The organism is Halococcus sediminicola, assembly GCF_000755245.1.
GTDB classification, from domain to species: Archaea; Halobacteriota; Halobacteria; order Halobacteriales; family Halococcaceae; genus Halococcus; species Halococcus sediminicola.
The window spans coordinates 748,186-772,440 of the sequence record NZ_BBMP01000022.1; the positions used below are offsets into that span (position 1 = coordinate 748,186).

21 protein-coding genes and 1 tRNA gene are annotated in these 24,255 nt (G+C 66.0%); 15 read left to right on the plus strand and 7 right to left on the minus strand.

Annotation, left to right across the window (positions count from 1 at the left end; genetic code table 11):
• The first annotated feature begins 75 nt into the window (after positions 1 to 75).
• The 3 genes from ACP97_RS13150 to ACP97_RS13160 are packed head-to-tail and all read left to right on the plus strand — an operon-like array spanning position 76 to position 2,963.
• Complete coding sequence (locus ACP97_RS13150) at positions 76 to 1,158, plus strand: helix-turn-helix transcriptional regulator (protein WP_049998514.1); 1,083 nt, start codon at positions 76 to 78, stop codon at positions 1,156 to 1,158.
• A 45-nt stretch (positions 1,159 to 1,203) separates the two neighbouring features.
• Entirely contained in the window at positions 1,204 to 1,998 is a 795-nt protein-coding gene (locus ACP97_RS13155; protein ID WP_049998249.1) for an electron transfer flavoprotein subunit beta/FixA family protein, read from the plus strand.
• Complete coding sequence (locus ACP97_RS13160; RefSeq protein WP_049998250.1) at positions 1,995 to 2,963, plus strand: electron transfer flavoprotein subunit alpha/FixB family protein; 969 nt, start codon at positions 1,995 to 1,997, stop codon at positions 2,961 to 2,963. Before ACP97_RS13155 ends, ACP97_RS13160 begins: the two co-directional genes overlap by 4 nt.
• Before the next feature lie 30 nt (positions 2,964 to 2,993).
• Here ACP97_RS13160 and ACP97_RS13165 read toward each other — a convergent pair whose 3' ends face one another.
• The 3 genes from ACP97_RS13165 to ACP97_RS13175 are packed head-to-tail and all read right to left on the minus strand — an operon-like array spanning position 2,994 to position 5,269.
• Positions 2,994 to 3,617, minus strand: coding sequence for a protein-L-isoaspartate(D-aspartate) O-methyltransferase (locus tag ACP97_RS13165; RefSeq protein ID WP_049998251.1), 624 nt, complete (start codon positions 3,615 to 3,617; stop codon positions 2,994 to 2,996).
• On the minus strand, positions 3,617 to 4,261 hold the full coding sequence (locus tag ACP97_RS13170; RefSeq protein WP_049998252.1) for an HVO_0476 family zinc finger protein: 645 nt from the start codon (positions 4,259 to 4,261) through the stop codon (positions 3,617 to 3,619). Before ACP97_RS13170 ends, ACP97_RS13165 begins: the two co-directional genes overlap by 1 nt.
• A gap of 42 nt (positions 4,262 to 4,303) precedes the next feature.
• On the minus strand, positions 4,304 to 5,269 hold the full coding sequence (locus tag ACP97_RS13175; RefSeq protein WP_049998253.1) for an aminopeptidase: 966 nt from the start codon (positions 5,267 to 5,269) through the stop codon (positions 4,304 to 4,306).
• A 133-nt stretch (positions 5,270 to 5,402) separates the two neighbouring features.
• On the opposite strand from ACP97_RS13175, the gene ACP97_RS13180 reads away from it, so the two are divergent.
• Positions 5,403 to 6,416 (plus strand): type II glyceraldehyde-3-phosphate dehydrogenase, encoded by a 1,014-nt coding sequence (locus ACP97_RS13180; protein ID WP_049998254.1) that lies wholly within the window; start codon positions 5,403 to 5,405, stop codon positions 6,414 to 6,416.
• 139 nt (positions 6,417 to 6,555) lie between these two features.
• Entirely contained in the window at positions 6,556 to 6,936 is a 381-nt protein-coding gene (locus ACP97_RS13185; RefSeq protein ID WP_049998255.1) for an Hsp20/alpha crystallin family protein, read from the plus strand.
• 258 nt (positions 6,937 to 7,194) lie between these two features.
• On the opposite strand, the gene thiL is transcribed toward ACP97_RS13185, so the two are convergent.
• Positions 7,195 to 8,064 (minus strand): thiamine-phosphate kinase, encoded by an 870-nt coding sequence (gene thiL / locus ACP97_RS13190; protein WP_049998256.1) that lies wholly within the window; start codon positions 8,062 to 8,064, stop codon positions 7,195 to 7,197.
• Positions 8,065 to 8,167: 103 nt separating this feature from the next.
• Here thiL and ACP97_RS13195 point away from each other — a divergent pair, with 103 nt between their 5' ends.
• Positions 8,168 to 9,184, plus strand: a complete 1,017-nt coding sequence (locus ACP97_RS13195) for a lysylphosphatidylglycerol synthase transmembrane domain-containing protein (RefSeq protein WP_049998257.1) — start codon at positions 8,168 to 8,170, stop codon at positions 9,182 to 9,184.
• A gap of 100 nt (positions 9,185 to 9,284) precedes the next feature.
• Positions 9,285 to 9,740: a 30S ribosomal protein S19e gene (locus ACP97_RS13200; protein WP_049998258.1), complete on the plus strand. Its 456-nt coding sequence runs from the start codon at positions 9,285 to 9,287 to the stop codon at positions 9,738 to 9,740.
• Positions 9,741 to 9,760: 20 nt separating this feature from the next.
• Here ACP97_RS13200 and ACP97_RS13205 read toward each other — a convergent pair whose 3' ends face one another.
• Complete coding sequence (locus tag ACP97_RS13205; protein ID WP_049998259.1) at positions 9,761 to 10,603, minus strand: polyprenyl synthetase family protein; 843 nt, start codon at positions 10,601 to 10,603, stop codon at positions 9,761 to 9,763.
• Positions 10,604 to 10,730: 127 nt separating this feature from the next.
• Between ACP97_RS13205 and ACP97_RS13210 the strand changes: the two genes are divergently transcribed.
• The 3 genes from ACP97_RS13210 (at position 10,731) to ACP97_RS13220 (ending at position 14,951) form a co-directional block, all read left to right on the plus strand.
• Positions 10,731 to 11,777 (plus strand): phytoene/squalene synthase family protein, encoded by a 1,047-nt coding sequence (locus ACP97_RS13210; RefSeq protein ID WP_049998260.1) that lies wholly within the window; start codon positions 10,731 to 10,733, stop codon positions 11,775 to 11,777.
• 66 nt (positions 11,778 to 11,843) lie between these two features.
• A complete protein-coding gene (locus tag ACP97_RS13215) occupies positions 11,844 to 12,581 on the plus strand; it encodes a protein-L-isoaspartate O-methyltransferase family protein (protein ID WP_049998261.1) in 738 nt (245 codons plus the stop codon).
• 225 nt (positions 12,582 to 12,806) lie between these two features.
• Entirely contained in the window at positions 12,807 to 14,951 is a 2,145-nt protein-coding gene (locus ACP97_RS13220) for a right-handed parallel beta-helix repeat-containing protein (RefSeq protein WP_049998262.1), read from the plus strand.
• 169 nt (positions 14,952 to 15,120) lie between these two features.
• Here ACP97_RS13220 and ACP97_RS13225 read toward each other — a convergent pair whose 3' ends face one another.
• Together ACP97_RS13225 and ACP97_RS13230 are read right to left on the minus strand one after the other, a co-directional pair.
• Positions 15,121 to 16,062: an alkaline phosphatase family protein gene (locus tag ACP97_RS13225; RefSeq protein WP_049998263.1), complete on the minus strand. Its 942-nt coding sequence runs from the start codon at positions 16,060 to 16,062 to the stop codon at positions 15,121 to 15,123.
• Between the two features lie 110 nt (positions 16,063 to 16,172).
• Positions 16,173 to 16,245: transfer RNA gene (locus ACP97_RS13230), tRNA-Asp, on the minus strand.
• A 225-nt stretch (positions 16,246 to 16,470) separates the two neighbouring features.
• Between ACP97_RS13230 and ACP97_RS13235 the strand changes: the two genes are divergently transcribed.
• The 5 genes from ACP97_RS13235 to rpoA2 are packed head-to-tail and all read left to right on the plus strand — an operon-like array spanning position 16,471 to position 24,253.
• Positions 16,471 to 16,701 carry a DNA-directed RNA polymerase subunit H gene (locus ACP97_RS13235; protein ID WP_049998264.1) on the plus strand — a complete coding sequence of 77 codons (231 nt, stop codon included), beginning with the start codon at positions 16,471 to 16,473 and terminating at the stop codon, positions 16,699 to 16,701.
• Positions 16,701 to 18,260 carry a DNA-directed RNA polymerase subunit B'' gene (locus ACP97_RS13240; protein ID WP_049998265.1) on the plus strand — a complete coding sequence of 520 codons (1,560 nt, stop codon included), beginning with the start codon at positions 16,701 to 16,703 and terminating at the stop codon, positions 18,258 to 18,260. The genes ACP97_RS13235 and ACP97_RS13240 overlap by 1 nt, the downstream gene beginning before the upstream one ends.
• Before the next feature lies 1 nt (position 18,261).
• Positions 18,262 to 20,097, plus strand: coding sequence for a DNA-directed RNA polymerase subunit B (gene rpoB / locus ACP97_RS13245; protein ID WP_049998266.1), 1,836 nt, complete (start codon positions 18,262 to 18,264; stop codon positions 20,095 to 20,097).
• A gap of 27 nt (positions 20,098 to 20,124) precedes the next feature.
• Complete coding sequence (locus tag ACP97_RS13250) at positions 20,125 to 23,079, plus strand: DNA-directed RNA polymerase subunit A' (protein WP_049998267.1); 2,955 nt, start codon at positions 20,125 to 20,127, stop codon at positions 23,077 to 23,079.
• Complete coding sequence (gene rpoA2, locus ACP97_RS13255; RefSeq protein WP_049998268.1) at positions 23,072 to 24,253, plus strand: DNA-directed RNA polymerase subunit A''; 1,182 nt, start codon at positions 23,072 to 23,074, stop codon at positions 24,251 to 24,253. The genes ACP97_RS13250 and rpoA2 overlap by 8 nt, the downstream gene beginning before the upstream one ends.
• Positions 24,254 to 24,255 lie beyond the last annotated feature (2 nt).

Consider the following 24,255-nt stretch of genomic DNA (forward strand, 5'->3'; position numbering starts at 1 on the left):
AAAACCATGCCGCCAGCGGATGGCGAACAGGTCAAGGATGAAAACTGTTTTCGCGTCGGACCGAAGACAGACCGTATGCGCTTTCGGGCGGTGCTCGTCGTTCTCATCCTCGTGGCCGTCGTCGCCACACCGGTGGTTGGGCAGGTCACACCGGACCCAGCGCGGCTCACGCCGGCGGTACGGGCGGAGACCGGTCAGCCGAGCAGTGTGACCAACACGACCATCGCCATCCACCCGCAGCCGAACGGCGACGCACGAGTTCGCGTGTCGGCGGCGTTCGTCCTCGACGATGCGAACGATTCGTCGGCGTTCCGGGCGCTCGGTCGGGAGTTCGAGGAGGGCAACGCCGGCTTCTCGGTCGGTGCGTTCCGGCAGGCAGCCAACGAGTCGAGCGTCGTCACCGGTCGGTCGATGAACGTGACGAACGTGACGCGAAACGCGACGATCGTCGGCGAGAACGCGAGCGGAGCCGACACCGGACGCCTCACCCTCGGGTTCAAGTGGACGAACTTCGCCCGAACGAACGGCGACCGGCTGGTCGTCGGCGACGCGTTCAACACCACCCGCGGGACGTGGCTGCCGGGTCTGACGGCGAATCAGACCCTGGTCCTCGAATCGCCGTCGGGATACACCGTCACCCGCTCGCCGGTCGGCTTCACCAACGGTACGCTCGCGTGGGAGGGACCGACGACGTTCGAACCGGGGTCGCCGACGGTCGTCTTCACCGACCGGGACGGCCCGAATCCGACCCCCGACACCGGCGGCGGGCCGCTGGCGTCGCTCCCGCCGCTCGCGCTCGGGGTCGCCGCCGTCGCGCTCACCGCCGTCGTCGGGGCCTACGCGCTCGCCCGACGCGACGGAGATGAGGCGGGAACCGACGGGCGACCCGTCGATGAGCCGACGAACGAACCCTCGTCCCTGGCCTCGGAGCCGTCACCGACGGAGACGGAACTGCTCTCGGACGAGGAGCGTGTCGAGCAGCTGCTCGAAGGTAACGGCGGTCGAATGAAACAGGCCGCCATCGTGAGCGAGACCGGCTGGTCGAACGCGAAGGTCTCCCAGTTGCTCTCGGCGATGGCCGACGAGGGCCGCGTCGAGAAGCTCCGCATCGGGCGCGAGAACCTCATCAGTCTTCCCGGCGATGGAGACGGCGACTAGCGCCCTTTCGGAACCGTTAACATCCGCGCGATGAGTGGGTTTTTCATGAAGGTCCTCATCGCGGTGGCGGAGGTGGCAGAAGTCGAGGACGACTTCGAGATCGATGGGTTGGCCATCGACGACCGCTATCTGAACTACGATCTCAACGAGTGGGACGACTACGCCGTCGAGGCGGGCGTCCAGATTCAAGAAGCCGGCGACGACGTGGAGGTCGTCTCCGTCACCATCGGACCCGAACGCGCCGACGAGACGATCCGGATGGCGCTCGCCAAGGGCGTCGACCGTTCAATCCGGGTCTGGGACGACGAGTTAGAGAGCGTCGACTACCTCGACAGCGAGACCAAAGCCGACGTGCTCGCGGCGGTCGTCGAGGAAGAACAGCCGGACCTCGTGCTCACGGGCGTCCAGTCCGACGATACGGCGTTCGGCGCGACCGGCGTGAGCCTCGCCGACGAGATCGGCTTCGAGTGGGCCGCCGTCGTCAACCATCTGGAGTACGAACCGGGAAGCGAGACCGCATCGGTCCACCGCGAACTCGAAGGCGGCGTCGAGGAACTCACTGACGTCGAACTCCCTGCCGTGCTCACCATCCAGACGGGCATCAACGAGCCACGCTATGCCAGCCTGCGGGGGATCCGACAGGCCCAGTCCAAGGAGATCGCGCCCAAGACGCTCGACGAGTTGGGTCTCGACGCGAGCGTGACCGAGAGCGCGGTGACGCTCACCCAGCTCTACGAACCGGAGACCGAAAGCGACGCCACGCTGTTCGAGGGTGGTCCCGACGAGGAGGCCAGCCAACTCGCCGACCTCCTGCGGGACAAGGGGGTGGTCGAGGGATGACGGTGCTCGCCATCGCCGAACACCGCCGCGGCGACCTCCGCGACGCGAGTTTCGAACTGATCACCGCGGGCCGTGACCTCGCCGATTCGATCGGTGGCGACCTCCACGTCGCCGTCATCGGCGGCGAGGTCGGGGCGTTCGCCGACGAACTCGATCGGGAGGGCGTCGACGCGATCCACACGGTCGCGGAGGGCGAGGAGTTCAACCACGACGTCTACACGCAAGCTGTCGAGGCGCTCTACGACGAGGTCGCGCCCGACGTCCTCCTCATGCCGAACACGGTCAACGGCCTCGACTACGCGCCAGCCGTCGCCAACGGTCTGTCGCTGCCGCTCGTGACCGACGCCATCGACGTCGACTACGGCGATACCCTCGACGTCACCCGCGAGATGTACGGCTCGAAGGTCGAGACGGTCGTGGAAGTCGACGCCGACCGGGTGGCCATCAGTATCCGACCCGGTGAGTGGCCGCCCGCCGAGGGGACGGGCGACGCCGACGTGCGGGAGTTCGACGTCGACATCGACGAGTCGGCCGTGCGCTCGACGGTAACGGGCTTTCAGGAAGTCGGCGGCGGCGATGTCGACATCACCGACGCCGAGGTCCTGGTGAGCGTCGGCCGCGGCATCGAAGAAGAAGAGAACATCGCGCTGGTCGAGGAGTTGGCCGACACGCTCGGCGCGACGCTGTCGTCGTCGCGGCCGATCGTCGACAACGGCTGGCTGCCGAAGAACCGACAGGTCGGCCAGTCAGGGAAGGTCGTCACGCCCGAAGTGTACATCGCCATCGGGATCTCGGGCGCTGTCCAGCACGTCGCCGGGATGAAAGGCGCGGAGACCATCGTCGCCATCAACACCGATTCGAGCGCACCGATCTACGATCTCGCCGACTACGGCATCGTCGACGACCTCTTCGAGGTGGTCCCCGCGCTCATCGAGGCGTTCGGCGGCGACCCGCCCGACGTCTGAAAACGCCGCTCCCGGGCGTTTCTGGCCGCGCTATCCGCCCTGCATCCGCACGAACCGCACGCCGCCGTGGGTTTCCCTGTCGAATCCGCCATCGGCCCGCCGGCGAGCGCGGACGAGCGTCTGGCGGCCATCACCGATGGGGGCGACGATTGCCCCGCCGGGACGGACCTGTTCGACGATCGCCTCGGGGATTTCGGCCGCTGCACACGTGAGATAGGCCCCGTCGTAGGGGGCGTGTGCGGCCCAGCCGTCGTGGCCGTCGCCGACGCGGATGGCGACGTCGTAGCCCAGTTTCGAGAGGCGCTCGCGGGCGCTCGCGGCGAGCGATTCGTGATACTCGACGCTTCTCACTTCGCCCGCGATCGCGGCCGTGACGGCGGCGTGATAGCCACAGCCGGTCCCGATTTCGAGGATCGAATCCGCAGTACTGGGCGCGAGCAGGTCGGTCATCATCGCCACCATGTGCGGTGCGCTGATGGTCTGGTTTTCGCCGATCGGCAGCGGGCGGTCGTCGTAGGCGTTTTTCGAGCGACTCTCGGGCACGAACTCGTGGCGTGGAACGGCCAAGAGCGCCTCGCGCGTCGCATCGCGCTCGATGCGACCCTGTTCGTCGAGGCGGGCGACGAGCCGCTCGCGCGCTACCTCGTGGTCCATCACCAGACCGACCACGCCGAACTCGACTCGTCGTCGGCGTAGACACGGTTGACGTCCTTGGCGAAGGCCATGTCGCCCTCGTGGTCGAGGCGGTCGAACCCGTAGCCCTCGGCGTCCGCGCGGAGGTGGATGCCCTTCACAGTGAAATTCTCGTCGGCGAGGTCCTCTCGCTCCCCGACGGTGAACTCGTAGTCACCCGGCACGCGGAGTTCGATGCCGCGCGTCTCGTCGCCCCCTCCAGAAGGATTGAGCGTCACGTCGACGGCGACGTTGCCGACGACGCGCGTCCAGACGGTTTCGATGTCCTCGACGGTGGCCTCGTCGGTGCGTCCGCCCTGGACTTCGAGGCTCGTGATGCGCACGGTCAAGAGCGCCTCGGGCGTATCGAGGACGAACTCCTCGCCGACCGCGAGTCGCTCCTCGCGAGGGATCTCGGTCGTCGTCGAGAACGATTCGCCGTCCTGCGAGACGATGACGTCGCGCTGTTCGGTGTCGGGTGATTCGAGGCGCGTCTTGTGGACGTGGCCACACTCGCCACAGCGGACGGTCGCCTGGCCGCCGGATTTCAGCAGTTCGTGGACAACGGGTGTGTCGGGTGAACACGCCGGGCAGGTAGTGCCGACGCGCTCGGTGGCTTCGCTCATGGATGGTCTATCGCCCCAACGAATAAAAGCCCGTGGCGTTCGCTACGCCCCGTTCGCTTCCGGAAGTGCTAGTTCCTCCCCGTCGGCATACACCGTTGGGTCGCGGAGGATGCCGTCGAGATGGAGCGGTGCTTGCGTGTCGCCGCCGATGCCGTGGTCGTCGCCGATGGCGATGTGCACTGTGCCAGCAGCCTTCTCGTCCAGCAGCACCGACCCCACTAGTTGAGAGATGGCAGCGTTCGTCCCGATGCCGAGTTCGGCGAGATTGTAGGCGTCGTCGCCGACTTCCTCCGCGCCGCGCTCGACCTGTTTGCGGATTCTTTCGTCCTCGATGTCGGTCACGAACCCGCCCTCGACGGTGAACTCGATGGGCGTATCGACCAATCCGTGGGGCATCATCGTGCCATCGACGACGTAGGTCCCGTTCGCGTTCTCGGGGCTGACGAACACCTCCCCGGCAGGGAGATTCGACATCGCGCCCGCCTCGTGGACGATGCCCGTGTCGGCGAGCCACTCGTGTTCGCCCGGCTCGAACGTGATGTCCGTCCCCGCGGGCGAGGTTACGCGAACCTCGCTGGCGTCGGCGACCGCATCGAGTACCGTCTCACAGCTCTGCTCGATGGCACGGTAGTCGGTATCGAGGCCGGTGGTGAACACCGATTCGGTGATGCCGGGCAGGGTTGCCACGCGCGCGCCGGCCTCGTTGGCTCCCGAGCGGGCGCGCGTGTGACTCAAACTCTTGGTGGTGGGACAGAACACGACGTCCGCCCCGCGCATGGCCGCGGCGACGGGTGCCGGCGGTTCGGTGCCGTGCTGGTCCCCCGGCGGGTACTGCAGCAAAACCACCTCGTCGGTCACCGCACGCGCGGCGTCGTACAGCGCGCGCCCGATGGGAAGGCGCTCGTCGTCGGTGACCACGGCGCAGGATTCCTCGGCCCCGAGCGCGAGACACTGATTGATTGCCGTTTCGGCGGCGCTGTCGAGCGTCGCGTCGGTCGATTGGCTCATGCGTCATCGATGAGGTAGCGGTGTGTGAGGCTTTCGGCCAGTTCCGACCGTCGTCGAGCCGCCGTGGTCGATTTCACCCGGAAAACGGGCGACAGTAGAAACGATTATCCCGGTCGGTCGAGGAGTTCGAGACATGCTCAGCGTCGGCGTCAACGGCTACGGCACCATCGGCAAGCGCGTCGCGGACGCGGTCGTCGCCCAGCCGGACATGGAACTCGTGGGCGTAGCGAAGACACGACCGAACTTCGAGGCCGAACGCGCCGTCGAAAAGGGTTATCCGCTCTACGCCGCCATCGAGGAGCGCGCCGGAAAGTTCGAGGAAGCCGGCATCGACCTCGCGGGACTGGTCGAGGAACTCGTCGAGGCGGCGGACGTGATGGTCGACGCCACGCCCTCGGGTATCGGCGCGGAGAACAAGTCCCTCTACGACGAGTACGACACGCCTGCGCTCTACCAGGGCGGCGAGGATGCCGATCTGGTGGACACGAGCTTCAACGCCCGCTCGAACTTCGCCGACGCCGTGGGGACCGACCACGTGCGCGTCGTCTCGTGCAACACCACAGGGTTATCGCGGCTGGTCGCCCCGCTCGAAGAGGAATACGGCATCGAAAAGGTGCGCGCGACGCTCGTCCGGCGCGGTGGCGACCCCGCACAGAGTTCGCGGGGGCCCATCAACGACATCCTGCCCGACCCGCGCACGCTGCCCTCCCACCACGGTCCCGACGTCCAGACCATCTTCCCGGACCTCGCTATCGATACCTTAGGACTCAAGGTGCCCGCGACGCTGATGCACACCCACTCGATCAACGTCACGCTGACTGGGGACGCCACCGCCGACGACGTACGGGAGTTGCTCGAAAGCCAGTCGAGAACGTTCGTAATTTCTGAGGGGATGGGCATCGACGGCGCAGGGAAGCTGAAGGAGTTCGCGCTCGATGCCGGCCGACCAAGGGGCGACCTCTGGGAGAACTGTATCTGGGGCGAGTCGGTTTCGGTCGAGGGCGACGACCTCTATCTCTTTCAGGCCATCCACCAGGAATCCGACGTCGTGCCCGAGAACGTCGACGCGGTCCGTGCGGTGGCGGGCACGGCCGACGCCGACGAGAGCATCCGAACCACGAACGACGCGCTCGACATGGGTCTCTGAGCGGGCCTGTCGAACCCCCTGCTACACTTTCGCCGGCGAGGGCCGCGGCGAGGTTCGCATCGATCGATATCGAAGTCGGATGAGTGCGCCAACCGCGCTGACGCGAACCCTTTTGTCCCGTGCGCGCCTACCGATAGCCATGCAACCGGGCGACCGCGACGACCGCGACCCCTTCGACGACATCTTCAGCGAGATCGAGCGGATGATGGACGGTATGATGGGTGGCAACGTCGACGTTCGAACCGACACCGTGGGCACCGACGCCCACGTCGACGTCCAGGAGGACGGCGACCTCGTGCGCGTCATCGCCGACCTGCCGGGCGTCCCGAAGGAAGCCATCGACCTCACCTGCGACGGCCGGCGCGTCACCATCGAGGCCGCGAGCGACCGTCACGAGTTCGACGAGCGCGTCTCGCTGCCGGTTCGCGTCGACGAACGGTCGGCGAACGCCACCTACAACAACGGTATCCTGGAAGTCACCTTCGAGCGCGCCGACACCTCCGCCGACATCGATCTCTAACACGTACCTTTTTACTTCGGGGGTTCGCGCACTCGCTTCGCTCGTACGCTCAACCCCTCGCAAAAATCTACGCTAAAAACCTCCCGCTCACTCGCGCTCCGCGCTCGTTCACGGCGAACCGCGCTCGCTGCACTCGCGCGGACAGGACTGCTCCCCGCGACCGCCACGCACAGCACCGCCGAAGCCCTCAATCGCTCGTTTCACTCGCTTTTTCGCCCTTCATCCACCAGGACCACACCGCTGCTAGCCGGTGCACCGCTACCCGTGGGTGTACCCGCGGTCGGGGAGTGTCTCACCGTCGAGGGTGACGCCCGACTCGACGACCGTTCCGATGCGCGCGATGGCCACGGGCGACTCCTCACGAACCGCTTCGAGGGTGGTCTCGGGAACGGTGAACAGCAACTCGAAGTCCTCGCCGAAGAACACGCCCAGCTCGCGGCTCTCCTCTGGGTCGGCGGCGATCGCCTCGACCGACCCGTCGACGGGTAGCGATCCACTGACACACATTCCGCAGCCGCTCGCCTCGGCCAACTGGTGTAGCGAACGCGCGAGACCGTCGCTTACGTCCATCATCGCACCTGCGTGGGGGCCGATTGCCCGCCCGGCCGCGATTCGAGGGTCGAACCGAAATAGTTCGTTCGCGCGCGCGATGTCGCCCGCCTCGAACAACTCCAGCGCTGCCGCGCTCCGCCCGAGCGTGCCGGTCACACAGACGGCCTCGCCCACCTGCGCCCCCGACCGAAGTACTGGACCGTCGGCTCGCCCGAGCACCGTCGTCGCCGTGGTGAACTCGTCGTGTGTGTCGAGGTCGCCGCCGACGTACTCCGCATCGACCGATTCGCAGACGTCGCTCGCACCCGCGACGAACGCCGTCAATTCGTGTTCGTCGAGTTCGGGGGCGGCGTAGACCGCGACCGCCGCACGGGCCGCCCCGCCCATCGCCGCCACGTCCGACAGCGAGGCCGCGACCGCCCGCCAGCCCGCGGTGTATCGGGTGGTGCCCGCCGGAAAGTCGGTCGTCGCGTGGAGCATGTCGGTCGTGAGCAGCCACTCGTCGAGGACCGCACAGTCGTCGCCCGCCCCCGTGACGCGCCCCGAGAGCAGTTCGAGCGCCGCCCGTTCGTCCATGCCCCTCTCACAAAGCGGCGGGGCAAAACCCGTCCGGTTCGTCCGAGTGCGTGCCGTGAGCGGGTTTCGGAGGGTTCATGCCACGGTCGGTCCTTCGGCGAATATGATACGCGGCGGCAACCTCAGAGCGACGCTCGTCGGTTTCGCGGGCGCGCTCTTCGCGCTCGCCGTCCTCTCGTGGCTCGTCGGCATCGAGGAGATCCTCGACGCGCTGTCGATGGCCAACCCGCCCGTCGTGCTCGTCGTGATCGGGGTCGCGGCCTGCTGGCTCACGGCGTGGGGCCTCTCGCTGCGCACGGTACTGGGCGTGCTCGGTGCGCCCATCACGATACCGGCGGCCGTGCTCGTCTTCGCGGGCGCGACCTTCGCCAACAACGTCACGCCGTTCGGGCAGGCCGGCGGCGAACCGGTGAGCGCGCTGCTGGTCTCGCGGGCCTCCGACAGCGAGTACGAAACAGGACTCGCGGCCATCGCCAGCGTCGACGCGCTGAACTTCGTCCCCTCCATCGTGCTCGCGCTCATCGGACTCGGCTACTTCGCCACCACCATCACCTTCGGCGAGAACCTCGAACTCGTCTCGTTCGTGGTCGTCGGCTTCGCGGTCGCCGTGGTGCTCGCGGTCTACTTCGGCTGGACGAACCGCTATCGCGTCGAGCGGGCCGCCGTCGACGTGCTGACGCCGCTCGCCAGACGGATCGGCGCGGTCGTGCCGCGACTCTCCCCGCCGACCCACGAGTCGCTCGAACGCCGCATCGAGGGCTTCTTCACGGCCGTCGAGCGCGTCGGCACCAATCCCCGAGAACTGCTGCTCGCGCTCGGTTTCTCGGCGGCCGGCTGGGTCGGTCTCGCGACCTCTCTCTGGCTCTCGCTCTTTGCGCTCGGCTACACCGTCCCGGCGGCGGTCGTGCTCGTGGCCATTCCGGCGGGGGCGATGGCCGGCGTCACGCCCCTTCCCGGTGGTCTGGGTGGCGTCGAACTAGTCCTCGGCGCGCTCGTCACCGCGACCTCGGGCGTGCCGCTGGCGACCGTGACCGCCGCCGTCCTCATCCACCGCGGCGCGACCTACGTACTGCCCACCGTCGTCGGCGGCGGCACGGCGGCCGTGCTTGCCGACCGCTGACCGGACGACTCCCGCCGGTCACCACCGAACCCGACGGTGGCGGCTCCCGATACGAGTGGACAACGACGCGCTTAAACCGCGCGCCGAGCGTTTTGGGAGTATGGCAACGCTCTACGACGTTCCGGCGAACGCGCTCATCGAGGCCGTCGCCGCGGAACTTCCCGCAGCAGTCGAACGGCCCGAGTGGGCGAGATACGTGAAGACCGGCACGGGCCGCGAACTCCCGCCCGAACAGGACGACTTCTGGCAGACCCGCGCCGCGAGCCTCCTGCGGCGTGTGGCCATCGACGGCGAGATCGGCGTCGACCGGCTCACGACCGCGTACGGTGGCTCGAAGGGTGGCTCGAACAGATATCAGGTCGCCCCGCCGAAATCCACCGAGGGGAGCGGCAAGATCATCCGTACCGCGCTCCAGCAGCTCGAAGAGGAAGGACTGGTCGAGACCGCCGAGGGCGAGGGTCGCCGCATCACGCCCGAGGGCCGGAGCCTGCTCGACGAGACCGCCGGCGAGGTGCTCGCCGACCTCGACCGCCCGGACCTCGAACGCTACGCCTGATTCGGTTCTTTTCGCGGCGCTCAGCGCTCGCGCACCACGACGAACTCCGCGAGGTCGCGGAGGTAGTCGGCCGCTTGCTCGTCGGCCACGGCGACCGAATCGAGTGCCGACAGCGCCGCGTCGGCCGTCCGCCGGGCGCGCTCGGTGCCTTCGTCGGGTTCGAGGTCGGTGATCTCGACCAGCGACGGGCGCTCCATCGCGCTGTCCTGTCCGGTGGGCTTGCCGAGTTCGTCGGCGTCGGCGGTCGCGTCGAGCACGTCGTCGCGTATCTGAAAGGCGACTCCGACGCCCTCGGCGTACTCGCCGAACGCCTCCACAGTGTGGTCGTCGGCCTCGGCCGCCACCGCCCCCAGTTCCGCCGCTGCTCGAAAGAGCGCGCCCGTCTTCCGGCGTGCGAGGTCCATGTACTCGTCTTCGGTGGTGGGATGGGCGACGAGTTCCGTGGCTTCGCCTTCACCGAGTTCGACCAGCGCCTCCGCGACGACCTCCATCGCGCGCTCGTCGGTCGCGAACAGCGCGAACGCCTCGCCGAGCAATCCATCCGACGTGATGAGCGCCGGGCCGTACCCGAAGGATGCCCACGCGCTGTCGGTACCCCGGCGGACGGGTGAGTCGTCGATGATGTCGTCGACCACCAGCGAAGCGGTGTGAACGAGTTCGATGCCGACGGCGAAATCGACCGCGCTCTCGGGGTCGCCGCCGGCGGCCTCGCAGGCCAACATCGTGACCGTCGGGCGGACGCGCTTGCCGCCCGAGAGCGCGGCGTGGGCGATCCGTGCGCCGAGCGTGTCGGGTTCGACCACCTCACAGACCGCTTCGAGGCGCTCTTCGACCAGCGCCCGCCGGCGTTCGAGATCGTCCATCGTGCACCCTTCGGGTGGCATCTGAAAGTAGGTGACGGTTACCCGTTTTCGGCGTTCGTGCGGGCCGAGGCGCTCGAAGCCCGTGCCTTTCTCAGGACTTTTGTAGCTCAGACGCCAACTAACGTCAATGATTACCGATGCATCGACCGGTTCCGAGAGCGAGTGGTGTCACGAGGCGCTCGACGGCACCTCCCGAACGTTCGCCATCACCGTCGACCTGCTTGACGAACCGATGGCGACACAGATCTGTGTGAGCTACCTGCTCTGCCGGGTCGCCGACACTATCGAGGACGCCGGCCACATCCCGCCGGAAACACAGAGCACGCTGCTTCGCACCTACGACCGCGCGCTCGACCCCGACGACGACCTCGATATCGCGGCGTTCGAGCGAGCCGTCGACCCGTGGCTCCCCGACGAGGGCGGCGAGGACTGGCGCGTGGTCGCTAACGCCTCCCGCGTGGTCCGCGCGTTCGAGGCGCTCGCACCCGACGCGCGCGCGGCGGTGCTCGACCCCATCCGCGAACTCGTCTCTGGGATGGCGCTGTTCGTCGAGCGCCACGCCGACACCGATGGCCTTCGTATCGAGACGGTCGAGGAACTCGAAGAGTACTGCTGGTACGCCGCCGGCACGGTCGGCACGCTCGTGACGAACCTGCTCGCCCGCGACGCCGCGCCCGAACGGGTCCGCGAACTCCGCGAACACGACCGTGCCTTCTCGCTGCTGCTCCAACTGGTGAACGTCGCCAAAGACGTCAGCGACGACTACCGCGAGGAGAACAACGTCTACCTCCCCGCGACGTGGCTCCGCGAGGCGGGTGTCGACCCCGAGAGAGTCTGTGATTCGGACAACACGGCGGCGGTCGCGGGCGTCATCCGACGGGTCGCCGGGCGGGCACGAAACTACGCCGGCGACGCCCGCCGGTATCTCGACGCCGCACCCGAAACGAACGGCAACACGCTCGCGGCGTGGGCGGTACCCTACCTGCTCGCGCTCGGCACGCTGCGCGAACTCGACGCGAACGCCGAGGACGTGCTTCGGGAGGGTGGGGTGAAGATCTCGCGCGCGGAGGTGCTCGCCGTCGTCAGCCGGTTCGCGGGCGACGAGCGACCCTCGCTCGAAGCGCTGGGAACGACCATCGCCAGCCAGCCGTATCACGCAGCGAGTAAGCCCTGAACGGCCGGGGACGCGAACACGACTGCAGGCACGTGATTCAAGGCGGCGCGAAGCGAGAATGCAGGTATGGAGCCTGCGGCGGTGCGCGAGGACATGGTCGACGGTCTCGAACACGAGAGCAAGGGCGTCGTCGAGAGCGGCGCGCTCAGCGTGGCGATGCGGAACGTGCCGCGCCACGAGTTCCTCGCCGAGGAGCGTGCGGCCTACGCCGACCGGACCACCGAACACGCGAACACGCGCGTGCTCGCGCCGAGCACCGTGGCACGCCTGTTCGAGGCACTCGCGCCCGCGCCTGGCGACAGCGTGCTCGTCGTCGGCGCTGGCGTCGGCTACACGGCCGCGGTGGCCGCCGAGATCACGGGGCAGGAGCACGTCCACGCGGTCGATATCGCCCGGCGTCTCGTAGTCGATGCACGGACGAACCTCGCGCGGGCGGGCTACGGCGGCGTGCTCGTCGACAGGCGCGACGGGGCACACGGCCTTCCGGAGTACGCACCGTTCGACCGGGTGCTCCTCGAAGCCGCCGTGGTGCGACCGCCGCACGCGCTCGTCGAGCAGCTCGCCCCTGGCGGACGGCTCGTCGCGCCCGTGGGGAACCACGAGCAGTCGCTCGTCGCCGTCGACGAAGGGGGCGGGCGCGAGCGGTTCGGCCCGGTGCGGTTCGCGCCGCTACTCGTCGAGGGCGAACAGTCCGATGCCGTCGAGCGCAACAGGACCGTACGGGAAGACCGCGAGCGCACACGAGCGAGCGCTCAGCGGCGCAACGGCTGGGAACACGACTGGATCGACTGGGATTCCACGTAGCCGCTCGCCGGCAACGAGGCCCGTGGCGGCCGTTACCGTGTCATGACACCGACTACCATTCGCGCACACTCCCCGGTCTCAACGCCGCCAGAGGAATTCTTACAAAGAAAACGAAAGTGCATTTATCTCGATTCGAGACGAAATGCTGTCTATGGAAACTGAAAAATACGTAAGTGTAACTAACTGGCCAGAAGCGGTATTTTACAAATGCCTAATGACCAGACGATGCCACGCGACGGAGTACGCAACGATAGCGATAGCACAGAGGAGAGTTTCGCACCGAGCCGACGATCGTACCTGAAGGCCGCCGGCGCGGCCGCCGTGTCGGTACCGCTGCTCTCCGGGGAGGGGGCGGCGGCGACCGAGCGCCACGGGATCAGCTTCGACAACGTCGTGGATATGGTCGAGGCCGGCGCGGACCCGAACGGCAACGAGGCGTGTGACGGCGCGCTCCAGTCGGCCGCGGGCAGCAACACACTACTCAAGTTCCCGTCGGGAACGTACAAATTCACCGAGAAGAACGTCATTAGCGGCGGGAACGTCGGTATTCTCGGCGAGGGCGACGTCACCTTCACCGTTCCCAGCGACTTCGACGACAAGCTGCTGGCCATCAACGGTGGAACGGGCGCACTGGTCGAGAACATCACCATCGACCAGAGCGGCGCGACCCCGAACATCCAGGTCGCCCCCGACGACGGACTCGAAGTTCACGACGTCACCATCACCGGCCAGAGCCTCGAATCGAGCGACAGCGCCGAGGACGCGTTCACGCCGATGGTGCGTTCCTCCGGTGGCGAGGGGACGGTCTCGAACCTCGTCGCGCACAACGAGGGCCGGATGGGTGCCTACGCCCGCACCGGTGTCTGGATCGGCCAGGAACACGCAGGGACCGTCACGCTGCGTAACTGCAACGTCGAGGGATTCTCGAACAACGGCGTCTACGCCAGCCGCACCCCCGGCGTAGTGAAGGTCGAGGGCGGCACCTACAAGAACAACGACCTCTCGCAGGTCCGCATCGGTAGCTCGGGCAGCTACGTCGACGGCGCGACCATCGAGACCGACGTCTCCGACAGCCGCTCGCCGAACCCCGAGGACATGCTCAACGGCTCGGGCATCCGCCTCGAAAGCGACCGCGGCGGCTCCGGTGCCGTCGTCCGCAACTGTGACATCCGCGTCGGTCCGAACGTCAACGCCGACGGCGGGATCCAGATATTCGGCAACTACGGCGAGTTCACCATCGAAGACACGCGCGTCGAGTACAACCCGCAGGGCTACTCGATCCGCGCGAAGTCGGGCGGTTCCGGTGGCGCCACGCTCCGAAACGTGAGCGTCACCGGCGACGCGACCGACTGGGTCGGCGTCCTCATCGAGGACCGTCCCGGAACGACCGTCGAAGGCTGCTGCATCCAGCAGACCGGCAGTGGCCGGACGGGTCTCGCGCTCGACAACTGTGACGGCAGCACGGTCACGAACTGCACCATCAACGCGAGCGCACAGGCGGTCCGCATCAACGGCGGCGGCGTGAGCGTCAGCGGGATCGAAAAGAGCGGCACCTGCCCCGCCCCGAGCCTCGGTTCGTCGAGCTACAGTGGCTCGTCCGATGACTCGTCGACGGACGAATCGTCGTCGGACGACACTGAGAGCTCGTCGGACGATTCCGACGACTCGTCGGAGGACTCGTCGAGTGATTCCTCGGACGAGGAATCGACCGAATCGAGTGACAGTTCTAGCGACGAGTCCGATTCGTCGGACGATTCCGACGACTCGTCGGAGGACTCGTCGAGTGATTCCTCGGAAGACGATTCGAGCGACTCCTCGAAGGACGACGGTGCAGGCTCCGACGAGGAACTGAGCGGCGACATCGATGAGTCCGAGGTTCCCGAACCCTCCGACAGCGCGAACTTCGTCGTCACCGACACCGACTCGTCGGGCGGACGCATCCCCTACGAGGTCCAGACGAGCGGCGACATCGAGAAGGCCGGAACCGGCGACGCGACACAGGACTCGAACGACGAGATCTCCGGCAAGACCGCCTCGGGCGGCGTCAACGAGTGGCGTGACGCCTACGAGTACGAGGGCGAGATCGTCGCACTCGAAATCGAGGACCGCGCGACCATCAAGCTCGACGGCGACGAGAAGACCATCACCGTGATGGGCGACGACGACAGCGGTACCGACTACTCGCTCGAAGTCACCGGCACGCTCGAACACGCCGACGACTCGACCGATCCGATCGCCGACGACGGCAGCTCGGTCTCGGGCGGCGTCGGCAGCTTCCGCGACGAGTACACGTACACCGGCAGCCTGCTGCAGGCGTCGATCGAGGACTCGGTCTCGATCACCACCGACCCCGAGACGCTCGAGGGGTAACGACACTCCGCGGGGTCGTCCCGTTCTTGCGCGCTATCGATTCGAGGCATTCGAGCGGTCGCCCTCCGTTGGTCGACCACCACGTCGCCCTGAAAAGCACTCCTTCTCCGCTGGCGCTACGGACGTACGACGCTATCGGCCGTGATTCGACCCATCGACGAGTAGAGAGTCACATCTTGTAGCCGAGGTCTTCGAGCCGGTCGGCCACCACGTCGCTGTCCATGTTCATGTCCGCCGGCTCCGTTTCGTCGCCGCGCTCGGGTTCGTGCTCGGGTTCCTCGGCGACGACCTCCCGGCGCGAGCCGTTGGTGTGGGTGAGCCACGGCACCGAGAGCAGTTCGTCGGTGTAGATGCCCGGCGGGTGGCCGTACTCGCGGAAGGGAATCGGGAACGATCGCTCGCCGATCATCTGGCCGTGATCGGCAGTGACGACCGTCTTGCCGCCGAGCGTTTCGAGGAGGTCCTCGACGTGCGGGAGCACCGCATCGAGGTTCTCGACGAACGCGCGCCGGAGCGCCGTATCGGAGAGATCGAGTCTCCCGCTATTGACGGCGTCCCACGCTCGCAGGTCGTTGAGTTCGGGGTGTTCGCGGCCGGTCGGGCCGATGGCCGGGAAGTGTGGCTGGAGGAAGTGGACGAACAGGCGCTTGTCGGGGTACTCCTCGGCGGCGCGTTTCGCGTGCTCGGCGGCCGTCTCGGGACGGACCGTGTTGAACTCGTCGTCCCAGCCGTCGCGCCAAACGTTGATTTCGGCGTGGAAGGTCGCGTCGACGTCGCCACGGTTACGATTCCAGTAGAGCATCGGCGTCGCGGCCACGTACACCGTGTCGTGCATCTCGCGGCCGTCGAAGTTGGCCTTGAAGAACTCGCTGGTCATCGACCCGCGCGAGCGCCGGCGTTCGAGGGTCCCGGGCAGATCCGACCGCGCCGCGAAGGCGTCATACCGGCAGGCATCGAGGATGAGGAGGTTGTCCCAGTCGGCCGCCATGACGTCGACGCCGTCCGGGTTGTACGTCCGGCGGTGGAGCCGGGTGTGGTAGAGTCGATTCAGTTCGCGGACGAAGAGTTTCGGTTCGGCGAGTGCGCGCCGCAGCTGCCGCAGATCGTACATTGTGTGGTCCGTCCGTTCGAGAACACATAAACCACCGGTATTCGCCGCTCGCGTCGGTCTGCGATTCGGTCCTGCCTGCTTCTCGCTGACGAGTTAGCGTCGACAGAAAGCGCCCGAGGCGGGATTTGAACCCGCGTCATCACCGTGACAGGGTGATATGATGGGCCACTACACCACCCGGGCAACACTCCCTCGTATTCCGGATACACCCTTAAGGGTTTTCAAACGCTGCCGACTCCGGGGCCCAAAACGCTATATCCCGTGGCCGCCTCGATGTGGGTGAGCGCGAAAGCACCGGCCGCGTCGCCGACGAACGCGAACGGTTCGTCGGCAGCAACGCTTAAGTTTCCCCGTCGAATAGGATCTGTAGTCTCTCGTGATAGCAACTTCTCCCCCGGATAGGTACACATGGTAGAGGTCAGCCAGCACACGCTCGTTCCCGAGCACACGCTCGTCGAGGACGACGACGAAATCGACGCGCTGCTCGCGGAGTACGACATCAGTCGCACCGACCTCCCGAAGATAAAGCGTACGGACCCGGCGCTGCCCGACGAGGCGGCAACCGGCGACGTCGTCCGCATCGAACGGGACTCACGAACGACCGACCGCGCGGTGGTCTACCGACTCGTCATCGAATAATGAACAGGGAAACAAGACGCTCGATATCGAGGGAGTACTTCTCCCGTGAACGGCTCGCAGAACACCACTTCAGTTCGTTCAACGCCTTTCTCAACGGCGGCATGCAGCAGGTCGTCGACGAGAAGGAGACCATCGACACGGACATCGGCGACAAAGAAGGCGAGGAGCCGGTCTTCGTCGAACTCGGCGATGTGCGGGTGGTCACACCCCGCGTCCGCGAGGCCGACGGGAGCGAAGAACGGCTCAACCCCCAGGAGGCACGACTCAGGAACATCACGTACGCCGCGCCCGTCTTCATGGAGATGGCGGTCGTCGTCGGCGGCGAGGAAGAAGAAGAGCGCGTCGTCGATACCACGGAAACCCAGATCGGGCGCATGCCGATCATGGTCGGCTCGGACAAGTGTAACATCGCCGACGCCTCCGACGAAGAGCTCATCGAACTCGGCGAGGACCCCGCCGACCCCGGTGGCTACTTCATCGTGAACGGCTCCGAGCGCGTGCTGATGACCAGCGAGGACCTCGCACCCAACAAGATTCTCGCTGAGTACGACTCGAAGTACGGCGACGAGATCCAGGTCGCCAAGACGTTCAGCCAGCGCCGTGGCTACCGCGCGCTGGTGCTCTGTGAGCGCAATCGTGAGGGGCTGCTCGAAGTGTCCTTCCCGAGCGTCTCGGGATCGATCGACTTCGTGACTCTTGTGCGCGCGCTCGGTCTCGAATCCGACGAGGAGATCGTTCACCGGGTCTCGGATGACCCCGAAGTCGTGAAGTTCATGCTCGAAAACCTCGAAACGGCGGAGGTCCAGACCGAGGAAGCGGCCATCGAGACCCTCGGCGAGCGCGTCGCCTCGGGCCAGGGCAAGAACTACCAGTTGAAGCGGGCGAACTACGTCATCGATCGATACCTCCTGCCCCATCTCCATGAGGAGGGCGTCGACGACGAGGACGTGCGCATCAACAAGGCCTTCTACCTCTGTCGGATGGCCGAAGCCTGCTTCGAACTCGCTCTCGACAGGCGAGAAGCCGACGACAAGGACCACTACGCGAACAAGCGCCTCAAAGTGTCGGGCGACCTGATGACCGACCTGTTCCGCACGGCGCTGAACAAACTCGCGCGCGACGTGAAATACCAGCTCGAACGGGCGAACATGCGCAATCGGCAGTTGTCGGTCAACACGGTCGTTCGTTCCGACGTGCTGACCGAGCGGCTCGAACATCCGATCGCGACCGGCAACTGGGTCGGTGGCCGTTCTGGAGTGTCGCAGCTCGTGGACCGGACCGACTACATGGGCGTGCTCTCGCACCTCCGACGGCTGCGTAGCCCGCTCTCGCGGAGCCAGCCACACTTCGAAGCGCGGGACCTGCACGCCACCCAGTGGGGGCGCATCTGTCCCTCCGAGACGCCGGAAGGGCCGAACTGTGGGCTCGTGAAGAACTTCGCGCAGGCGATGGAGCTGTCGCAGGACGTCGAGGACGAACGGGAACTCAAACGCGAACTGTCGTCGATGGGGGTCGAGGGGATTCCCGGCATCGAGGGCGTCACACCGAGCGCAGATTGATATGAGCAGCCAAAGCCACGCACGCGACGCGAAAGTCTACGTCAATGGTAGTTTGGTCGGCACGCACGCCGACCCCGAACAGCTCGCCACCCAAGTCCGCGAGGCGCGCCGGCGCGGCGACGTCGCGGGAACGGTGAACGTCTCGGTCAAGGACGGTACCAACGAGATAATCATCAACGCCGACGCGGGACGGGCGCGCAGACCGCTCATCATCGTCGAGAACGGCGAGCCGCTCATCACCGAATCGGAGGTCGAGTCGCTCGTCGACGGGGAGACCGAGTTCGAGGACCTCGTCGAGCGGGGGTACATCGAGTTCATCGACGCCGAGGAGGAAGAGGACATCCTCGTGGGTGTCGACGAAGAGGACCTCACGGACAATCACACCCACCTCGAAATCGATCCCCAACTCATCTTCGGCATCGGTGCGGGGATGATCCCGTACCCAGAGCACAACGCCTCGCCCCGGATCACGATGGGTGCGGGGATGATCAAGCAGTCGCTCGGGTTGCCTTCGGCGAACTACCGCATCCGCCCGGACACGCGCCAGCATCTACTGCACTACCCGCAGCTGTCGATGGTCAAGACCCAGACCACCGAACAGATCGGCTACGACGACCGGCCGGCCGCCCAGAACTTCGTCGTTGCCGTCATGAGCTACGAGGGGTTCAACATCGAGGACGCGCTCGTGCTCAACGAGGGGTCGGTCGACCGCGCGCTCGCGCGCTCACACTTCTTCCGCACCTACGAGGGCGAGGAGCGTCGGTATCCGGGCGGACAGGAGGATAGGTTTGAAATCCCCGACGACGATGTGCGCGGTGCACATGGCGAGGAGGCCTACAGCCATCTCGACGAGGATGGACTCGTAAACCCCGAAACACAGGTCGGCGAGAGCGCCGTGTTGCTCGGGAAGACCAGCCCTCCACGATTCCTCGAAGAGCCCAACGACATGGGCGGACTCTCCCCACAGAAGCGCCGCGAGACGAGTGTCACGATGCGCTCGGGCGAGTCGGGCATCGTGGACACGGTGACGCTGATGCAGGGCGAGGACGGCTCGAAGCTCTCGAAGGTCTCGGTCCGGGACCAGCGGATTCCCGAACTCGGCGACAAGTTCGCCTCCCGGCACGGTCAGAAGGGCGTGGTGGGCCACATTGCGCCCCAAGAGGACATGCCATTCACCGAGGAGGGCGTCGTGCCCGACCTCGTCATCAACCCGCACGCACTGCCCTCGCGGATGACCGTCGGTCACGTTCTGGAGATGCTCGGCGGCAAGGTCGGTTCCTTGGAGGGCCGCCGGGTCGACGGGACGGCCTTCACCGGCGAGGACGAAGAGGAACTCCGCTCGTCGCTCGAAGAGCACGGCTTCGATTCGAGCGGCAAGGAGATCATGTACTCGGGCGTCACGGGCGAGAAGATCGACGCGGAGATCTTCATGGGGACCATTTTCTATCAGAAACTCTATCACATGGTCTCGAACAAGATCCACGCCCGTTCCCGGGGACCGGTGCAGGTCCTCACTCGTCAGCCCACCGAAGGGCGCGCCCGCGAGGGTGGCCTGCGGGTCGGCGAGATGGAACGGGATGTTTTAATCGGGCACGGTGCGGCGATGGCGCTCAAAGAGCGCCTGCTCGACGAATCGGATCGAGAGTTCATCTACGTCTGCGGGAACTGCGGGATGAGCGCGGTCGAGAACGTCGAGCAACGCCGGGTGTACTGTCCAAACTGCGGCGAGGAGACCGACATCCACGAGATCGAGATGAGCTACGCCTTCAAGCTCCTGCTCGACGAGATGAAAGCTCTGGGCATCGCCCCGCGGCTCGAACTGCTGGATGCGGTCTAGCTGTACTACCACTACTACCAACAACACATGAGCACCAACGCAACCCCCAAAGAGATCGGCGCGATCGACTTCGGGCTGATGAACCCGGAGGAGTACCGCGACATGAGCGCGACGAAGATCATCACCGCCGACACCTACGACGACGACGGCTACCCCATCGACATGGGGCTGATGGACCCGCGTCTGGGTGTGATCGACCCCGGACTGGAGTGCAAGACCTGCGGCCAACACTCGGGGTCGTGTAATGGCCACTTCGGCCACATCGAACTCGCCGCGCCCGTCATCCACGTCGGCTTCACAAAGCTCATCCGGCGGCTCCTGCGAGGGACCTGTCGCGAGTGTTCGCATCTGCTGCTCGACGAGCACGAGCGCGACGAGTTCGCCGAGCGCCTCCAGCGGGCGCGCGATCTCGACAACGACGTCAACGACGTGACGAAGGCTGCCATCCGGCAGGCCAGAAAGACCGACCGCTGTCCGTTCTGTGGCGCAGAGCAGTACGACGTCCAACACGAGAAGCCGACGACCTACTACGAGGTCCAGGACGTGCTCGCCGCCGAGTATCCCCAGCTCATCGCCGAGGCGATGCAGCCCGACGAGGAGGAAGACCGGCCGGCGACCTCGCCACAGGAACTCGCCGACACGACCGACATCGAGCTGTCGCGGATCAACGAGATTCTGGGTGGGGAGTTCCGCCCGCGCGAGGAGAGCCGGAAGGCCATCGAACGCGCGCTCGATGTGGATCTCTCCGAGGAGGACCTCAACAAACTGATGCCGAGCGATATTCGGGATTGGTTCGAGGACATCCCCGACGAGGACGTCGAGGTACTGGGCATCAACTCGGAGCGCTCGCGGCCGGAATGGATGATTCTGACTGTGCTTCCGGTGCCGCCGGTGACGGCACGACCCTCCATCACGCTGGACAACGGTCAGCGGAGCGAGGACGACCTGACGCACAAACTGGTCGACATCATCCGCATCAACCAGCGGTTCATGGAGAACCGTGAGGCGGGTGCCCCGCAGTTGATCATCGAGGACCTCTGGGAACTGCTCCAGTACCACGTGACGACCTTTATGGACAACGAGATATCGGGCACGCCGCCGGCGCGTCACCGCTCCGGCCGGCCTCTCAAAACGCTCTCCCAGCGGCTGAAGGGCAAGGAGGGCCGGTTCCGTGGGAGCCTCTCGGGCAAGCGCGTGAACTTCTCGGCCCGCACAGTGATCTCGCCGGACCCCACTCTGAGTCTGAACGAGGTCGGCGTTCCCGAACGGGTCGCAAGCGAGATGACCCAGACGATGAACGTCAACGAGCAGAACCTCGAAGAGGCGCGCCAGTACGTCCGGAACGGTGCCGAGACGCACCCGGGCGCGAACCGCGTCATCCGGCCCGACGGGAAGGTGATGAAGATCCTCGACCAGGCCAAAGACGAGCTCGCCGAGCGCATCGAGCCGGGCTGGCAGGTCCAGCGCCATCTCTCCGATGGGGACATCGTGATCTTCAACCGCCAGCCGTCGCTCCACCGAATGAGTATCATGGCCCACGAGGTGGTCGTGATGCCGTACAAGACGTTCCGGCTCAACACCGTGGTCTGTCCGCCCTATAATGCTGACTTCGACGGCGACGAGATGAACATGCACGCCCTCCAGAACGAGGAGGCGCGTGCGGAGGCGCGGGTCCTGATGCGGGTCCAAGAGCAGATCCTGAGCCCCCGGTTCGGCGAGAACATCATCGGCGCGATCCAGGACCACGTTTCGGGTACCTATCTCCTGACTCACGACGACTCCACGACGGGCGGCATCCCGCGGTTCAACGAGACGCAGGCGCTCGACTTGCTGCGTGCGACGGGCGTCGATACGTTGCCCGAGGACGACGGCGAGGACGAGCAGGGGAGACCGTACTGGAGCGGTCGGACCATCTTTTCCGAACTGCTGCCGAGTGCGCTGACCCTCGAATTCACGAGTTCGACCGGCGACACGGTCGTCATCGAGGACGGCGAACTCGTCGAGGGCACGGTCGACGAAGACGCCGTCGGGGCGTTCGGCGGCGAGATCGTCGACACCATCGTCAAGCAGTACGGTGAGACGCGCGCTCGCGTGTTCATCAACGAGGTCGCCTCGCTGGCGATGCGCGCGATCATGCACTTCGGTTTCTCCATCGGCATCGACGACGAGTCGATCCCCGACGCCGCCGAGGCACAGATCGGCGAGAGTATGGACAACGCTTACGAGCGCGTCGAGGAACTCATCGCCACCTACGAGAACGGCGACCTCGAAAGCCTGCCCGGCAGAACCGTCGACGAGACCCTCGAAATGAAGATCATGCAGACGCTCGGGAAGGCCCGCGACGCGGCGGGCGACATCGCCGACGAGCACTTCGACGAGGACAACCCGGCGGTCATCATGGCCGAGTCGGGCGCGCGTGGCTCGATGCTCAATCTCACGCAGATGGCCGCCTGTGTGGGTCAGCAGGCCGTTCGTGGTGAACGCATCAACCGTGGCTACGAGGACCGCACGCTGAGTCACTACGAGCCGAACGACCTCTCGGCGGAGGCTCACGGTTTCGTCGAGGACTCCTACCGGAGCGGGCTCACTCCTAGAGAATTCTTCTTCCACGCGATGGGTGGCCGCGAGGGGCTGGTCGATACCGCAGTGCGAACCTCGAAGTCGGGCTATCTCCAGCGCCGACTCATCAACGCGCTCTCCGAACTCGAAACGCAGTACGACGGCACAGTCAGAGACACCTCGGACAACATCGTCCAGTTCGAGTTCGGCGAGGACAACACGAGTCCGGTGAAGGTCTCGTCGAGCGACGACAACGAGATCGACGTCGATGCGATCGCCGACAGCGTGCTCGCCGCGGAGTTCGAGGACGACGGCGCGTCGTTCGTCGACCGGGCAACGAACCTTTCGGAGAGCGCCGACGACCGCATGGACCGCGACCAGCCGAGTGCGCCCATCGACGTTCCGGAGGTGGGCGATGACTGAGATCGATAGTGAAATAGAGAGCACCGTCGAGGCGACCGACCTCCCGAAGCGACTCAAAGAGGAGGTCTACGAGAGCATCGAGGCGCGCGACGTCACCGACGAGCAGGCGGTCTCGATCGCCGAAGCCGTCGAATCGCGCTATCTCGACACGCGCGTCGAGCCGCTCGATCCCGTCGGTACCGTCTCCGCACAGTCGATCGGCGAGCCGGGAACGCAGATGACGATGAACACGTTCCACTACGCGGGTGTCGCCGAGATCGACGTCACGCAGGGGCTGCCCAGGCTCATCGAACTCGTCGACGCCCGGAAGACGCCCGATACGCCGATGATGACGGTGTATCTCGACGACGAGTACGCAGACGAACGGGAGATGGCTCACGAGGTCGTTTGGAACATCGAATCGACGCGCATCCTGGCGCTCGGCGACGTCTCGACGAACGTCGCGGACATGCTCGTGCAGGTGAACCTGAACGAGCAGACCCTCGACGAGCGGATGCTGTCGGCCGAGACGGTCGCCGAGATCATCGAGGACTCGCTGGGCGTGGAAGTCACGCAATCGGGGACCACCGTCGAGTTCGGTCCCGAACAGCCGAGTTACCGAAGATTACTCCAGTTGGTCGAGGAACTCCGCGAGATCGTCTTCAAAGGTCTCGAAGAGGTCTCGCGGGTCGTCATCAGGAAGGAAGAACTCGAAAACGGCGAGGAGTTCATCCTCTACACCGAGGGGTCGGCCTTCGGCGACGTCCTCGACATCGAGGGCGTCGACGCCTCGCGGACGACCTGCAACAACATCCACGAAGTGTATCGGAACCTGGGTGTGGAGGCCGCCCGCGAGACCATCATCGACGAGACGATGAACACCCTCGAAGAGCAGGGACTGGGCGACGTGAACATCAGACATCTGATGCTTGTGGCGGACATCATGACCGCCGAGGGGACCATCGAGTCCATCGGTCGCCACGGCATTTCGGGCAACAAGGATTCGGTGCTCGCGCGCGCGGCCTTCGAGGTCACCGTCAATCACCTGCTCGACGCCGCGGTCCACGGCGAGGTCGACGACCTCAACGGCGTGACCGAGAACGTCATCGTCGGCAAACCCATCAAACTCGGCACCGGTGACGTGAACCTGCGGATGGGCGGTGCGACCACCGACGACTCCGGTCGCGCGGACTGAGC

What these genes read in the sequence shown, in the direction of transcription:
- ACP97_RS13150 (WP_049998514.1), top strand. Translation starts at nt 76, where the DNA reads ATGCGCTTTCGGGCGGTGCTCGTCGTTCTCATCCTCGTGGCCGTCGTC.
- ACP97_RS13155 (WP_049998249.1), top strand. Translation starts at nt 1,204, where the DNA reads ATGAAGGTCCTCATCGCGGTGGCGGAGGTGGCAGAAGTCGAGGACGAC.
- ACP97_RS13160 (WP_049998250.1), top strand. Translation starts at nt 1,995, where the DNA reads ATGACGGTGCTCGCCATCGCCGAACACCGCCGCGGCGACCTCCGCGAC.
- ACP97_RS13165 (WP_049998251.1), bottom strand. Translation starts at nt 3,617, where the DNA reads ATGGACCACGAGGTAGCGCGCGAGCGGCTCGTCGCCCGCCTCGACGAA.
- ACP97_RS13170 (WP_049998252.1), bottom strand. Translation starts at nt 4,261, where the DNA reads ATGAGCGAAGCCACCGAGCGCGTCGGCACTACCTGCCCGGCGTGTTCA.
- ACP97_RS13175 (WP_049998253.1), bottom strand. Translation starts at nt 5,269, where the DNA reads ATGAGCCAATCGACCGACGCGACGCTCGACAGCGCCGCCGAAACGGCA.
- ACP97_RS13180 (WP_049998254.1), top strand. Translation starts at nt 5,403, where the DNA reads ATGCTCAGCGTCGGCGTCAACGGCTACGGCACCATCGGCAAGCGCGTC.
- ACP97_RS13185 (WP_049998255.1), top strand. Translation starts at nt 6,556, where the DNA reads ATGCAACCGGGCGACCGCGACGACCGCGACCCCTTCGACGACATCTTC.
- thiL (WP_049998256.1), bottom strand. Translation starts at nt 8,064, where the DNA reads ATGGACGAACGGGCGGCGCTCGAACTGCTCTCGGGGCGCGTCACGGGG.
- ACP97_RS13195 (WP_049998257.1), top strand. Translation starts at nt 8,168, where the DNA reads ATGATACGCGGCGGCAACCTCAGAGCGACGCTCGTCGGTTTCGCGGGC.
- ACP97_RS13200 (WP_049998258.1), top strand. Translation starts at nt 9,285, where the DNA reads ATGGCAACGCTCTACGACGTTCCGGCGAACGCGCTCATCGAGGCCGTC.
- ACP97_RS13205 (WP_049998259.1), bottom strand. Translation starts at nt 10,603, where the DNA reads ATGGACGATCTCGAACGCCGGCGGGCGCTGGTCGAAGAGCGCCTCGAA.
- ACP97_RS13210 (WP_049998260.1), top strand. Translation starts at nt 10,731, where the DNA reads ATGATTACCGATGCATCGACCGGTTCCGAGAGCGAGTGGTGTCACGAG.
- ACP97_RS13215 (WP_049998261.1), top strand. Translation starts at nt 11,844, where the DNA reads ATGGAGCCTGCGGCGGTGCGCGAGGACATGGTCGACGGTCTCGAACAC.
- ACP97_RS13220 (WP_049998262.1), top strand. Translation starts at nt 12,807, where the DNA reads ATGCCACGCGACGGAGTACGCAACGATAGCGATAGCACAGAGGAGAGT.
- ACP97_RS13225 (WP_049998263.1), bottom strand. Translation starts at nt 16,062, where the DNA reads ATGTACGATCTGCGGCAGCTGCGGCGCGCACTCGCCGAACCGAAACTC.
- ACP97_RS13235 (WP_049998264.1), top strand. Translation starts at nt 16,471, where the DNA reads ATGGTAGAGGTCAGCCAGCACACGCTCGTTCCCGAGCACACGCTCGTC.
- ACP97_RS13240 (WP_049998265.1), top strand. Translation starts at nt 16,701, where the DNA reads ATGAACAGGGAAACAAGACGCTCGATATCGAGGGAGTACTTCTCCCGT.
- rpoB (WP_049998266.1), top strand. Translation starts at nt 18,262, where the DNA reads ATGAGCAGCCAAAGCCACGCACGCGACGCGAAAGTCTACGTCAATGGT.
- ACP97_RS13250 (WP_049998267.1), top strand. Translation starts at nt 20,125, where the DNA reads ATGAGCACCAACGCAACCCCCAAAGAGATCGGCGCGATCGACTTCGGG.
- rpoA2 (WP_049998268.1), top strand. Translation starts at nt 23,072, where the DNA reads ATGACTGAGATCGATAGTGAAATAGAGAGCACCGTCGAGGCGACCGAC.